This is a genomic window from Arthrobacter sp. 05T410 (assembly GCF_056396505.1).
Window position 1 is genome coordinate 254,692 of sequence record NZ_JBFTLP010000002.1, and the last position, 13,714, is coordinate 268,405.

Here is a 13,714-nt window from a genome sequence, read left to right on the forward strand (position 1 = left end):
GTTTCGGCGGAGGCATGTGAGGCAGACGGCCGGGGCCCCGGTGCGCTTTCCTCGGTAGGATTCAAGGATGGAAACCGCGCAGGAAACCCCGGACCGTCCGCCCCTGGACCTGAGTGCCCTCAGCGATGAGGCGTTCCTGTCCGCGAACGGAATTCCGCGCCTGACGGTGCTTGAGTCCACCGGCTCCACCAACGCCGATCTCCTCCGCGGGGTGACCGAGGAACCCGGCGCGTGGCCGGACCTGTCAGTGCTGACCGCCGAGTACCAGAGCGACGCGCGCGGCCGGCTCGACCGCCGGTGGGAGGCGCCGGCCCGCAGTTCGGTCTCCGTCTCCCTGGTGCTCCTGCCAGTCAACGCGGCCGGCCGGCCGCTGCCGACCCACAGGTACTCCTGGCTCTCCCTCCTGGCCGCCCTCGCCCTGCGTGAGGCCCTGACGGAAACGGCAGGCCTTCCGGCGGAACTCAAATGGCCCAACGACGTCCTGGTCCGGGGCCGGAAAATCGCCGGCATCCTGGCCCAGCTCGGCCCGCTCGGCGCCGGCGGCGCGCCGCCGGTCATCCTCGGCGCCGGCCTGAACGTCACGCTGACGGAGCCCGAACTCCCGGTTCCCACCGCCACCTCCGTGCTGCTGGAGAATCCCGACACAGTGGACCGGACGGAGCTCCTGAAGAGCTACCTGTCCCGCTTCGCCACCCTGTACCGGAGTTTCTGCAACGCCGACGGCGACCCTACCGCCGGCATGGCCGGTGGCCCGTCGCTGCACAAACGCGTGGAGCACTTCCTCTCAACCCTCGGCAAGCAGGTCCGGGCCCAACTCCCGGGCGACCACGAGATCATTGGCCACGCCACGCGCCTGGACGAATACGGCTCACTCCTGGTGGTCGATGCCGCGGGCCATGAACATGTGGTGACCGCCGGCGACGTCGTGCACCTGAGGCCGTGGAACCCGGCCGGGACCGGCGGCCAGGGCACCGGCAGCGGCGGAGCAGAAAGCGGCTATGCGTAGAGTGCTCCTGCCGGGAGAGCAAGTGATTGTGGTGACCCGGCCCCAGCCCAGGATGCTCATTGTCCCGGCGCTGATGTTCATTGTTGTTCCGGCCTTGGCCGCGTACGCCTGCGCCTGGGTTGTCAAGGGCGGTCCGGCGCGGCTCGTCCCCCTCGTCCCGAAAGAGTGGACGCCCTGGCTCCTCGCCGTGTGCCTGGCGTTGGCGGCGTGGGTGCTGCTGGGCTATTGCCTCCCGCGGGTCATTGCATGGCATGCCACCCGCTACATCCTCACCAGCCAGCGCATAGTTGCCCGATACGGCATGTTACGGCGGCGCGATGAACAGATCCCCCTCGCCGCCGTCCGGCATGTGGCCATTGAGCAATCCTTGTTGCAGCGCCTATTGCACTCCGGGAATATATCCTTGGAGACCGGGTACCCCCTTGGAACGGTGGTCCCCGATGTCCCGGAGGTCGCGACATTCCGTAATTTCCTGCTGGACGCCATCGACGACCTCCCGCAGGGCGAGGCGTCCGGCGCCGATGGCATGACCTACAACCCGGGCGAGGCCTGGCCGTGGGAGACGAGAGAAGGTGGAAGAGATGAACGCTGAGAACGTCCACCAGGACATCGATCTCGCTGCCCCGGATTTGCCCCGGGAGCCCGAGGACGCCGCCGGTTCGGCTGCCGCCGACAGCGACGCCGGGACCGCCTTCGGCGCCCAAGCCGGCGCGCTCATCGACACCGCCGCCGAACCCGAACTCGAACCCGACGAAGTCGAGCCCGAAGAACCCGCCGAACCCGTGGCCCCGCCCACCGGCACGATGTCCGCTGAACGGCTTGCCGCCAAGGCCCTGGAAGCGCGGCTGCTGGGCGGAGAACGCAAGCTTCGGCGTCGTGAAGTCGCCGCCGGTGCGGGGCTCTCGCTGCTCTCTGCCCGGAAACTTTGGCGCGCCCTGGGTTTTCCCAACCTCGGGGATGAAGATGTCGCCTTCACCGAGCGTGACCAGGCCGCCCTGTCCACCATCGTGGACCTGGTGCGCGACGGCAAGCTCACCGAGGAAGCCGCAATCTCCATCACCCGGGCCATCGGCCAGATGACCGACCGGATGGTGGTGTGGCAGATCGAGGCCCTCGTGGAGGACATGGTCCAGGAACATGGCGTCACTGACGCCGTCGCCCGCAAGCGGCTCGTCAGCGAGTTGCCGAACCTGATCGACCCCCTCGAGGAGATGCTCGCCTACTCCTGGCGCCGCCAGCTCAACGCCGGTGTGCAGCGCCTGGCCGTCCGGGCCGAAGCCGGGCTGCAGTCCAGCGAAGAGGGCCGCGAAGGCGACGAGGACGATGCGCCCCTGCCGTTGGCCCGGGCGGTCGGCTTCGCCGACCTTGTCTCCTACACCAGCCTGTCCCGCCGGATGAACGAGAAGACGCTCGCCCAGCTGGTGCAGCGCTTCGAGAACAAGTGCGCCGAAATCATCTCGGTCGGCGGCGGCCGGCTGGTCAAGACCGTCGGCGACGAGGTCCTGTACATTGCCGAGACTCCGGCGGCCGGCGCCGAGATTTCCCTGGCCCTGTCCCGCGCCTTCACCGACGACGAGATCCTGCCCCAGGCCCGCGTGGCCATGGTCTGGGGCCGCATCCTCTCCCGCCTCGGCGACATCTACGGACCCACCGTCAACCTCGCCGCCCGCCTTACGGCTCTCGCGGACCCTGGAACCGTGCTGGTGGATTCGATGACCGCGGCCGCGCTGGAGCAGGACGAACGCTTCGTCCTGGTGCCCCGGCCGGCCGAGGACGTCCGCGGGTTCGGTGAAATCCACCCGGTGCAGCTGCAGCCCGGCAGCGGCCGGGGCCTGATCCTGGACTGAACGCCGGATCAGCCCGGCGGCAGGCCGTGGCGGGCTTCTCAGCTGAGCGGCGCGTATGCAATAGTCGGACCGGCAGTTGCGATCCGGCCGGGTTGTGAACGCCGTCAACCCCCGCGCACCAGTGAAGCCGCGCACCACTGTATTGAGGACCGCCATGAACCCATCGCCAGACGCCCCTATCCCGCCCTCGGACGGAAAACAGGGACCTCTACTGCGCTGCGGGTACGGCACGGACCGGGGACTGCGCCGCGAGGCGAACGAGGACTCCTTCATTGCCGCGGACCCCGTCTTCGCCGTGGCGGATGGCATGGGCGGGCACGAGGCCGGCGAAGTTGCCAGCAGCATCTGCGTGCGCACCCTGGCCGAGCTGCCACAGTCCAAGACCGGCAGCCGGGATGCGACGGCGGACATCCTGCAGGAGTACCTGCTCATGGCCGATGCGGGCATCCGTCACGCCACCGGATCGCGTGCCGGAACCACCCTGTCCGGCGTCGTGGTGGTGGAACAACAGGACGTTCCGTACTGGCTTGTCCTCAACATCGGAGACTCCCGCACGTACCGGTACAGCCACGGCCAGCTCGCACAGATCAGCGTGGACCATTCCGAAGTCCAGGAACTCCTCGACACCGGCCAGATCACCGAGGCCGAGGCCGCCGTGTACCCCCGCAGGCACGTGGTGACACGGGCGCTGGGAACCGGGGATGACTCCGAGGCCGACTTCTGGCTGGTTCCCCTTGAAGACGGCGACCGGATGCTGGTCTGCTCCGACGGCCTCAACGGCGAACTCAGCGATGAGAAGATCGCCGGCATCCTCGCGGCCGAGGCCGACCCCCAGGCGGCCGTGGACGAACTGATCCAGGCGGCCTTGCGCAGCGGCGGCCGGGACAACATCACGGCGATCGTGGTCGACGCCCGGACTGCAAACGTGGACGAGCCAGCCTGACCTCGCGGTCAGCGTCAGACCGAATTCGCGGTTCGTCCCTTAGGATCGCGGGCATGGGGACTAAGCCGGATCGAAGGAAAGCAGCGGGCACTGCCGCAACCCTGATTGGAGGGTCCGCGGAAATAATGGACTTCCTGATCCCGCTCTGGGGCGGCATTGAACTCGGCATCGGGCCAAGAGCGATCGGAGCCCTCGTCGCCGTCGAGCTCGTCGTCTCGGTGATCGCACGTCCGATTTCCGGCTGGCTGGTGGACACCCGGGTGCGAACGACAGCGGGTGCGGCAGGAGCCGTGCTCTACGCGGTGAGTTGCGTCGGCTACGCCGTCGCGACGTCGCTGCCGCTCGCCTTCGCCGCTGCAATTGTTGGCGGTATCGGCGGCGCGTTCTTTTGGATTGCGGTCCGGGCAATCGCGGCCGAGTTCCTCGATCGCGACTCTGGCTCGCTGGCCGGGCTGCTGTCCTCCGAAGCACTCGGATCGTGGTTCTTCTGGATTCCAGCGATGGTCCTGCTGCCTCTGACCGGCTTCAGCGGGGTCTTCGGGACCCTCGCCGTTGCCTGTATTATCGCCGCGGTCCTGCTGCTCCGCGTGCCAAAGTTCCTGGCGCCACCGCAGGAGGAGCCGTTGGACGGGTTCCGGGGCGAAGGCAGGCGCCTCGCCCCGCTGCTGCTGATCGCGCTGATGACCGCAGTCGCCGAGGCCGGTGTGTCGCTGCTCCTGCTGCTTCACCTGCAGAAGGCGCTTGAGCTGGAGGTCTACCAGATTGCACTCATCTACCTGCCGGGCGGCATCGTGCTTACGGTTATGCCACGAGCGCTGCACCGGTTCGTTGAACGGCGGGGCCGGCGTACGGGATACGTCCTCGCGTCCGTCGCGTCGGCACTGACTGCGGCCGGCCTCGCGTTCACGCCCAGCCCGCTCGTGATCGCCGCGCTCTGGGTACTCACGAGTGCCTCATGGGCGATCTTGCTGCCGATCCAGCGGGCAGTCGTAGCTGAGGTCAACCGGCACCGCGTGGGCCGCGGCATGAGCCTGCTGACCAACTCCGAGATGCTCGGGGCAGCAGCCGGGTCGCTGCTGGCGGGTCTGCTGTACGACGGTGGATCGTGGCAGCTCTCATGCCTGATCTTCGCGGGCATCATCCTCAGCGGAACCGTCCTTGGCCCACTCGCGCTCACGAAACTGGGCGTGCGCGACCGCCCGGCCGCCGATCTGGCCGTCGTCAACAGCGGCTAGCACGGCTCTCCACCGGCGCAGAATTCGTCCCCGGGCCGGGCGAGGTGATCACCTGTTCGATCTGTGGCCGGACCGGACCCTGGACCGGACAATGTCGGGGATCTAGGGCAGGATAGGTCTGTGAGCACAGGGAAGACCGCAGCAGAGACCGCAGCAGGGACTGAAGAAGCAGCCGAAGCAGCCCCCGGGCACGTCACGGACCCTCAAGGCCCCGACGGGCAGGTCCCGTCCGGGGACATCCGCGCGGAGTATGAAGACCTTGTGGAGCAGGTCCGCAAGCACCGCTTTGCGTACTACCAGCAGGACGCGCCGATCATCTCCGACGCCGAGTTCGACGAGCTCTACCGTCGGCTGGAAACGCTCGAAGCCATGCATCCGGAACTGGTGGCCAACGATTCGCCCACGCAGGAAGTCGGCGGCGAGGTGTCAGCGGCGTTTGCCGCCGTGCAGCATTTGCAGCGCATGTACAGCCTGGAGGATGTCTTCTCGCTCGAGGAGCTGGAGGCCTGGATGGTCAAGGCCGAGGCGGGCGTCGCCAAGCTCGGCAACGGCGGGAACCCGCCGTCGTGGCTCACCGAACTGAAGATCGACGGCCTGGCCGTCAACCTGCTCTACCGCGACGGCGCCCTGGTCCGGGCCGCAACCCGCGGGGACGGCACCACCGGCGAGGACATCACGCACAACGTCCTGACCATCAAGGAAATCCCGCAGCAGCTCAGCGGCACCGGCTTCCCGGCGGAGGTGGAAGTCCGCGGCGAAGTCTTCATCCCGTCGCAGGCCTTCGCGGAATTCAACGAAGCCCTGATCGAGGCCGGCAAGGCGCCGCTGGCCAACCCGCGCAACGCCGCCGCGGGTTCGCTGCGGCAGAAGGACCCCGCGGAAACCGCCAAGCGGCCGCTGCGGATGTATGTCCACGGCATCGGCGCCCGCGAGGGTCTCGACACCGCCAGCCAGTCCGAGACGTACCGCAAGCTGGCCGAGTGGGGACTGCCGACGAGCCCGTATTTCGAGGTCCTGGCCGGGCTGTCCGACGTCCTGGAATTCATCAAGCGCTACGGCGACAAGCGGCACAGCCTCACCCACGAGATCGACGGCATTGTGATCAAGGTGGACGACTTCGCCACCCAGCGGGCCCTGGGCTACACCACCCGGGTGCCGCGCTGGGCAGTGGCCTACAAGTACCCGCCCGAAGAGGTCCATACCAAGCTGCTCGACATCGCCGTCAACGTCGGCCGCACCGGCCGGGTCACCCCGTACGGCGTGATGGAACCGGTCAAGGTTGCCGGCTCCACCGTGGAAATGGCCACCCTGCACAACCAGGAAGTGGTCAAGGCCAAAGGCGTGAAGATCGGCGACATTGTGGTGCTGCGCAAGGCCGGAGACGTGATACCGGAAATTGTGGGCCCGGTGCTGGCGCTGCGGGACCAGCAGCACCCTCCCGTCCGCGACTTCATCATGCCCACCGAATGCCCCGCGTGCGGCACGCCGTTGGCCCCCGGGAAGGAAGGGGACGTGGACATCCGCTGCCCCAACTCCCGGTCCTGCCCGGCGCAGCTGCGCGAACGCGTCTTCCACCTTGCCGGCCGCGGCGCCTTCGACATCGAGGCCCTCGGTTGGGAAGCCGCCATCGCACTGACCCAGCCGGCCGAGCCCGCGGAGCCGCCGCTGACCACCGAGGCGACATTGTTCGACCTCACTCCGGAGCAGCTCGCGGACGTCCGTGTCCGCCGGGAGAAGCGCTCCAAGGGCGCCGGCACAGGGGAATTCGAGCTGGTGCCCTACTTCTTCACCAAAGCCACCACCAAGACCCCGTCCAAGCCCACGGCCACGACGGACAAGCTCTTCCGGGAGCTGGAAAAAGCGAAATCCCAGCCGCTGTGGCGGATCCTGGTGGCTTTGTCCATCCGGCACGTCGGCCCGCGAGCCTCGCGCGCCCTCGCCACCGCGTTCGGCAGCATGGACGCCATCCGGCAGGCCTCCGAGGAGGAGCTCGCCCACGTGGACGGCGTGGGCCCGGTCATCGCCCAGGCGCTGACTGAATGGTTCGCCGAGGACTGGCACCGCGACATCGTGGACCGCTGGGCGGACGCCGGCGTCCGGATGGCGGACGAACGCGACGAGTCGACGCCCAGGACGCTGGAGGGGCTGACCGTGGTGGTGACCGGGAGCCTCGAGGGCTTCAGCCGCGATGAGGCCAAGGAAGCCATCCTGATCCGCGGCGGCAAGGCGGCCGGATCGGTGTCGAAGAACACCAGCTACGTGGTGGCGGGCGAGAACGCCGGCACCAAACTGGACAAGGCCGAACAGCTTGGCGTCCCGGTCCTGGATGAGGACGGCTTCCGTGCCCTGCTGGCGAACGGGCCGGCCGGCGAATGAGTTCCCACTCCGCGGGTCCTCTCGCACCTGGCGTTCCGGGGCTGCTCGAACTGGCCAAATCGGCCGCCGCGGCGGGGGCCGCCGTCCTGGCCACCCGGAAGACTGCGGCCCTGGACGTCAGCAACAAGGGCGACTCAGGAGACTGGGTGACCGCCTTCGACCTCGCCGCCGAAGCCGCCGTCCGGGACGTCATCACCGCCGCCCGGCCGTGGGACATCATCACGGGGGAGGAGGGCGGCACCGTCCTGCCGGCGGAGCCCAGCGGCTACCGCTGGTCCATCGACCCGCTCGATGGCACCACCAATTTCATCCGCAACATCGTCTACTACGCCACCTCCGTGGCGGTGGCCGACGCCGACGGCGTCTGGCTGGCCGGCGTCGTCAGCGCACCGGCGCTGGGACGCACCTACTACGCGTCCCGCGGCGAGGGCGCCTGGCTCCAGGAACAGGGCCAGGTGACCGCCCTGTTCGGCCCGGTCCCCGGACGGACCGGCCAGATCCTGGCCACGGGTTTCAACTACGATCCCGGCGTGCGGGCGGAACAGGCCGCAGGCCTCGGCAGCCTGATGGACGGCTTCGCCGACATGCGCCGGCTCGGGTCCGCGGCGCTGGACCTGTGCCTCGTGGCGGACGGCACGCACGACGCCTACGGTGAGCGCGGGCTCAACGAACACGACTTCGCCGCCGGAGCCCTGATCGCCGAGGAGGCAGGCTGCTGGGTGCGCCGGCCGCGGCTCACCAGCCCCCTGGCCGGCGGCCCCTCCGACGACGAACGCCTGGCCGCATGGACGTGCGCCGGTCCGCTGGAACTCTCCGGCAAATTCCCGCTCTAACATCGTCCCGCCGGGCCGGCTCTACGCCTGTCAGATGCGCCGGAGTGATAGTTCAGTCACGGAAACGGCCTTTCCGGGCATGGCCCGGGCCGGGCGCCCGTACCATTGACAGGTGCCTTCGCAGATCCTCATTCGCCCCGCCGTTCCGGCCGACTTCGACGCCATAGCGCGCATCACCCGGGACGCCTACCTGGCGGCAGGCTACTTTGAGAGCGCCGACCACCCCTACATGCAGCAGATCCAGAACGTCGGGCAGCGCGCGGCGGCCGCGACGGTTTGGGTCGCCGAGCGTGAGGGCCGGATCCTCGGCTCCGTGACGCTGGCGGTCGCCGGCGAGCCCTACGCCGACATCGCCTTCAGCGACGAGCTCGAGTTCAGGATGCTCGTGGTGGACCCCTCCGTGCAGCGCAGCGGCGCCGGCAAGGCCATGGTCCAGGCCATCATCGAGCACGCCAGGGCCCTGCCCGGCATCCACGCCGTGGCCCTCACCACGGGCGAGAGCTGGGAAAGCGCCCACGGCCTCTACCAGAAGACCGGCTTCCTCCGGGCGCCGGAGCGCGACTGGCTTGTGCCGGGCACGGACATCAAACTGCTCGTTTACCGCCAGGAACTCTAGCCGGGGCGGAGGCCCCGCGCAGGTCCGCCGACACAAATCAACCCGGTTTGGCGGCCCGGCCGTCCTGCGCCCTACAGTTGTGCCGATCCCTGCGGCAACTGCGAAAGGCCCACCATGCGCAAGACCTTCGGTACCGGCTCCACCTGGGAACAGACCCTCGGCTATTCCCGGGCTGTCCAGGTGGACAACACCCTCTACATCTCCGCGACCGCCGCCAGCGGCGAGGACGGAATCGTGGGCGAAGACTTCTATACCCAGACCAGCTACATCCTGCAGAAGCTCGGCGCCGTGCTGGCCGAGGCCGGCTTCGGTTTCGAGGACGTGGTGCAGTCCAAGCTGTACCTGACGGACATCAGCCAGTGGGAAGAGGCCGGCCGGGCCCACGGCGAGGTCTTCGGCGACATCCGCCCCACGCTCTCCCTCGTTCACGTGCTGCCGTTCCTGGATCCCAAGATGCTCGTCGAGATCGAACTCGTCGCCCAGAAGAGCGCCACCTAGCGCCAAAGCGACGCCTGCCCGGGGCGTTGCGGGGGCCGGGGGGACTCTGGCGGAACCGCCGGACTTGGAGTATGAAGAGCGCATGACCAAGGCACCCGGGCAGGGGCCCGCCAGGATCCCCCTCATCGGCCAGTTCCGCTCCTATGACCGCTCGTGGCTGCGCGGCGATCTGATTGCGGGGGTCACCGTCGCGGCCCTGATCGTTCCGAAGAACCTCGGGTACGCAGGCATCGCCGGGATTCCGCTGCAGAACGGGCTGTATGCCGCGGCCGCCGGCGCCATCGTGTACGCGATCTTCGGCACGTGCCGGCAGATCTCGATGGGCCCGAGCTCGGGCCTGGCGGCGGTGGCCGCGAGTGCCGTGCTCGCGGCAGGCATCACCGGCGAGCAGGATATCGCCTCGTTCGTTGCCGGAATCACCCTCGCCTCCGGGATCCTGTTCCTGATTCTTGCCGTCTTCAAGATGGGCTGGATCGCGCAGTTCCTCTCGAAGGCCGTGGTCACCGGCTTCCTTTTCGGCGCGGCGATCGACGTCGTGATCGGCGAGCTCCCCAAACTCACCGGGACCGAGGTCACCGGCTCCAACCCGCTCCAGGAGCTGTGGTCCTGGCTGGGCACCCTGGGCGAGGCGCAGCCGACCACCGTGGTGGTGGGGGTCATCGCGCTGGCTGTGGTCTTCGGGCTGAAAGCCATCGCTCCCCAAGTCCCCGGCGCCCTGGTCCTGGTGGTGGGCGGACTGGCGGCGGAGGCGCTCTTCGGTCTCGGGGCCAAAGGCGTGGCCCTGGTGGGCGACGTCCCCAGCGGGCTGCCCTCGCTGCAGGTCCCGGACGGCCAACTCATGTGGGACCACGTCGGCACCGTGGCGCTCGCGGCGGTGGCGCTGGTCCTGATCGGTTTCTCCCAGACCGCCGGGGATGCCAGGGCGTTCGCTGCCAAACACCGCTACCAGATCGACATCAACCAGGAATCCATTGCCCAGTCAATGGCCAACATCGCCTCGGGTCTCTTCAAGGGGATGCCCGTCTCGACAAGCCTGTCCGCGAGCTCGCTGAACGACCACTCGGGGGCGAAGACCGGACTGGCCTCCCTCACCTCCGGGATCACCGTCCTGCTCACGCTGCTCTTCCTGGCGCCGCTGTTCTCGATCCTGCCCAAGCCCGTGCTGGCGGCGCTGATCATCGAGGCCGTCGTCATGGGCATGATGAACGTGCCCGAGCTGCGGCGGCTGGCCCGCGTGCAGAAGTTCGACTTCTGGATTGCGGTCGCGGCGATCATCGGGACCCTCATCTTCGGCGTGCTGGCGGGCGTCGTCATTGGGATCGGGCTCTCGCTCATCTGGCTCGTCCGGGTGGCGACCCATCCGGAGATGCCCGACCTGGGCCGCGAGCCCGGTACCCAGGTCTTCCGCGACGCCGGTGAGCATCCCGGCGATGAGACCGTTCCCGGCATTGCCGTGATCCGGTTCGACGGCGGCCTGTTCTTCGCCACGGCCGATGCACTGGAGGACCGCCTGCGCGACGTCATCCAGTCGACGCCGGGGCTCACCGGGATCGTGCTCGACTGCGGCGGGATCAACTTCGTCGACTCGCAGGGGGCGGCAAAGGTGGCGGACATCGTCATCCTCGCCCGGGAGGCCGGGGTCAACCTGCGCCTGACCCGGCTGAAGCCCGCGGTCCGGGCGGTCCTGGAGCGGGACGGCGTGATCGAGCGCATCGGGGCGGACATGATCCACGGCAACATCCACAGGGCCGTGCAGGCGGAGCAGGCGGCGGCACAGAAGGAGCCCGACGGCGCCTAAGTTGGCTTCGCTGCTTGTGTCGCGGCGCCTAGTGGCCGGCCGGGGCGGGGATTCCGTAACGGTGCTCGGGCCGCCCGGTGGTGCCGTAGCGCAGCTGGATGTCGACGGCGCCGTCGTCCGCCAGCGCGGACAGATACCGCTGGGCGGTGGCCCGGGACACGCCGACCCGGGCGGCGACGTCGGCGGCCGAATACTGCTCGCCCGGCACGAGGGATTCCAGCACCGCGGCCTCGGTGGCGGAGCGGGGACGTGCCGAGGCGACGACGTCGCCCGGGATCAGGGCGCGCTTGGCGCGCTCCACCGTCTCCTGGCTGACGGAGCCCGGCTGGGCCAGGATCCGGCGGTAGCGTGCATAGGAGCGCAGCTGCTGCGAAAGGGATTCGGCTGTGAAGGGCTTGAGCAGGTAGCCCAGTGCCCCGCGGCGGAACGCGAGGCGCAGCGAGGCCGTGTCCGAGGCCGCGCTGAGGATCACGGTGTCGACGTCCAGCTGGTGCAGCAGGTCCAGGCCCGAGGCGTCCGGCAGGTAGACGTCCAGCAGCACCAGGTCCGGGCGGAGGCTGTGGATGGCCTGCAGCGCCTGGGACGCCGAGCCGGCCGGCGGCAGCGCCAGGAAGCCGGCCACCGAATCCACATAGGCGGCATGCAGCTTGGCGACGTGGAAATCATCGTCGACAATCAGCACCCTGAAATCCTCAGACATCGTTGTCCTCCCGGTTTGCTTCAGTGATTCCAGATTCGGTATTTCCCGGCAGCGTTGGCCCCGGTTCGGTGGTTCCCGGCAGCGTGGCGACGAAAACGGCGCCCGGGCCGCCGGGGGAGCCGGCCTCGAGCACCCGCACGTCTCCGCCGCGGCGGCGCGCGAGCTGCCGGGACAGGGCCAGCCCCAGGCCCTGCCCTCCGCCAGGGCGCGCGGGCCGGACCGAGGTCGTGTAGCCCTCCGCGAAGACCCCCTCGGCCTCGGCGGCTGTCATTCCGGTGCCCAGGCCGTCGCCGGAATCGGCGACCACAATGTGGAGTGTGCCGGTGCCTCCGTTGATGCCCGGTTCGTCCAGCACTTCGACTTCCACCCAGCGCTCGGCCGCGGAACCGGCGACGGCGGCGTTCACGGCGTTGTCGATCAGGTTCCCCAGGACTGTGGTGACGTCCTGGGGTTCGGTGACGCGGCCGCGGACCACGGATTCCGGGCCGAGGCGGAGGCTCACGCCGCGCTCGTCCGCCTCGACGCCCTTGGCACCGAGGAAGGCCTGCAGGTAGGGGTCCTGGAGCAGCTCGGCCTGGTCCACCGGGAATGCCAGCGGCCCGGTGCCGGCCAGTTTGGCGAGATATTCCTGGGCCTGCTGGGGCTGGCCAATGCTCATGAACCCGGCGATCGTGTGCAGCTGGTTGGCAAACTCGTGGCGCTGCGCCCGCAAAGCCGCGGACATGGTGCCGACGGCGTCGAGCTGGCGGGTCAGCTGCTGCAGCTCGGTCCGGTCCCGCAGCATCACCACCCAGCCAAGGTCCTCGCGGCCGTGCAGAGCCTTGCGGGCGCTCACCACCAGCACCTGGCCGCCGGCCACGAGTTCCACCGCCTCGCCCTCGGCCGCATCGGCCCGAGTCAGGGCCTTGAGCTGCTCCGGGACCGGCGCGGCGGCCCAGGGCGTGCCCGCGAGGTCCGGGACACCGAGCAGCCGCTGGGCGGCGGCGTTGAAAACGCTGACCCTGCCGTCGGCCGAAACGCCGATCACGCCGTCGTCGACGCCCTGCAACACGGCCACCTGGTCGTGCACCAGGGTGCTGATCTCCTCGGGTTCGAGCCCGAGGGTCAGCCGCTGGAGCCGCCGCCGCAGCAGGAAGGAGGCGAGCACGCCGGCCAGCAGCGCGCCGGCGGCCGTGACGGCGATGGGGATGATGTCCCGGGCCAGGCTTTGGCTGATCGTCTCTGTGGAGTAGCCCACGCTCACCTCGCCCACCACCGCCGTCGAGTCCGGGGCGTATACCGGGACCTTGGCGCCGGCGGACGGGCCCAGCGTGCCCGTGTTCCGCGTGGTGACCTCCCGGCCCGCGAGGGCGTCCGAGGGGTCGGTACTGACCTTTTCGCCCAGCCGCTCCGCGTCGGGGTGCGCCAGCCGGATGCCGGTCTCGTCCGTAATGACCACGAACAGGGCCCCGGTGCGGGTGCGGGCACCCTCCGCGGCAGCCATCAACGGACCGGCTAACAGCTCGGCGGCCGGGGGAGCGGCGGGAAGGGCGCTGGTGGACTGGACCTGAGCCCGCACGGAGGGGTCCGAGGCCACCGTCCGGGCCAGGGTCAGCGCCTGGTTCTCCGCCTCGCGGCCCAGCCGGTCATAGCTCAGCCAGGCGTGGACGGCGCTGCTCAGCAGCACCACCAGCGCCACGACGCCGAGCTGCAGCAGCAGTGTCTGGGTCGAAAAGCGCAGGGCCGGCAGAGCTGTGCGGCGCTTCATCGGGCTCCTGCCTGGGGTTGGTACGGACGTGAGCAAAATGCGCAAAATGCATCCAATAAGCAGTATGCCAATCAATTGAGCCAAAGACCCAGTCGTGACGGGCGCCACTCTAACG

The 13,714-nt window shown here is 69.1% G+C and carries 12 protein-coding genes; 10 read left to right on the top strand and 2 right to left on the bottom strand.

Annotation, left to right across the window (positions count from 1 at the left end; translation table 11 throughout):
- Nucleotides 1-67: 67 nt before the first annotated feature.
- From AC1DFR_RS03575 to AC1DFR_RS03620, 10 genes are all read left to right on the top strand, one after another.
- Nucleotides 68-1,006, top strand: coding sequence for a biotin--[acetyl-CoA-carboxylase] ligase (locus AC1DFR_RS03575; protein ID WP_476872738.1), 939 nt, complete (start codon nt 68-70; stop codon nt 1,004-1,006).
- On the top strand, nt 999-1,598 hold the full coding sequence (locus AC1DFR_RS03580) for a PH domain-containing protein (protein WP_230007961.1): 600 nt from the start codon (nt 999-1,001) through the stop codon (nt 1,596-1,598). The genes AC1DFR_RS03575 and AC1DFR_RS03580 overlap by 8 nt, the downstream gene beginning before the upstream one ends.
- Nucleotides 1,588-2,853, top strand: a complete 1,266-nt coding sequence (locus AC1DFR_RS03585; protein WP_476872739.1) for an adenylate/guanylate cyclase domain-containing protein — start codon at nt 1,588-1,590, stop codon at nt 2,851-2,853. The genes AC1DFR_RS03580 and AC1DFR_RS03585 overlap by 11 nt, the downstream gene beginning before the upstream one ends.
- A 154-nt stretch (nt 2,854-3,007) precedes the next feature.
- The gene (locus AC1DFR_RS03590) at nt 3,008-3,796 is read left to right on the top strand and encodes a PP2C family protein-serine/threonine phosphatase (RefSeq protein ID WP_476859093.1); all 789 of its coding nucleotides are present in this window, start codon (nt 3,008-3,010) and stop codon (nt 3,794-3,796) included.
- 53 nt (nt 3,797-3,849) lie between these two features.
- Complete coding sequence (locus AC1DFR_RS03595; RefSeq protein WP_476872740.1) at nt 3,850-5,031, top strand: MFS transporter; 1,182 nt, start codon at nt 3,850-3,852, stop codon at nt 5,029-5,031.
- A gap of 120 nt (nt 5,032-5,151) precedes the next feature.
- Complete coding sequence (gene ligA / locus AC1DFR_RS03600) at nt 5,152-7,407, top strand: NAD-dependent DNA ligase LigA (protein WP_476872741.1); 2,256 nt, start codon at nt 5,152-5,154, stop codon at nt 7,405-7,407.
- The gene (locus tag AC1DFR_RS03605) at nt 7,404-8,240 is read left to right on the top strand and encodes an inositol monophosphatase family protein (RefSeq protein ID WP_476872742.1); all 837 of its coding nucleotides are present in this window, start codon (nt 7,404-7,406) and stop codon (nt 8,238-8,240) included. Before ligA ends, AC1DFR_RS03605 begins: the two co-directional genes overlap by 4 nt.
- Nucleotides 8,241-8,352: 112 nt before the next feature.
- A complete protein-coding gene (locus AC1DFR_RS03610; protein ID WP_018774599.1) occupies nt 8,353-8,856 on the top strand; it encodes a GNAT family N-acetyltransferase in 504 nt (167 codons plus the stop codon).
- A 114-nt stretch (nt 8,857-8,970) separates the two neighbouring features.
- The gene (locus tag AC1DFR_RS03615; RefSeq protein ID WP_476872743.1) at nt 8,971-9,354 is read left to right on the top strand and encodes a RidA family protein; all 384 of its coding nucleotides are present in this window, start codon (nt 8,971-8,973) and stop codon (nt 9,352-9,354) included.
- An 82-nt stretch (nt 9,355-9,436) separates the two neighbouring features.
- Nucleotides 9,437-11,152 carry a SulP family inorganic anion transporter gene (locus AC1DFR_RS03620; RefSeq protein WP_476872744.1) on the top strand — a complete coding sequence of 572 codons (1,716 nt, stop codon included), beginning with the start codon at nt 9,437-9,439 and terminating at the stop codon, nt 11,150-11,152.
- Nucleotides 11,153-11,180: 28 nt separating this feature from the next.
- Here the strand turns inward: AC1DFR_RS03620 and AC1DFR_RS03625 are convergent, their stop codons facing one another.
- Nucleotides 11,181-11,852: a response regulator gene (locus AC1DFR_RS03625; protein ID WP_223914086.1), complete on the bottom strand. Its 672-nt coding sequence runs from the start codon at nt 11,850-11,852 to the stop codon at nt 11,181-11,183.
- Nucleotides 11,845-13,599 (bottom strand): sensor histidine kinase, encoded by a 1,755-nt coding sequence (locus tag AC1DFR_RS03630; RefSeq protein ID WP_476872745.1) that lies wholly within the window; start codon nt 13,597-13,599, stop codon nt 11,845-11,847. Before AC1DFR_RS03630 ends, AC1DFR_RS03625 begins: the two co-directional genes overlap by 8 nt.
- Nucleotides 13,600-13,714 lie beyond the last annotated feature (115 nt).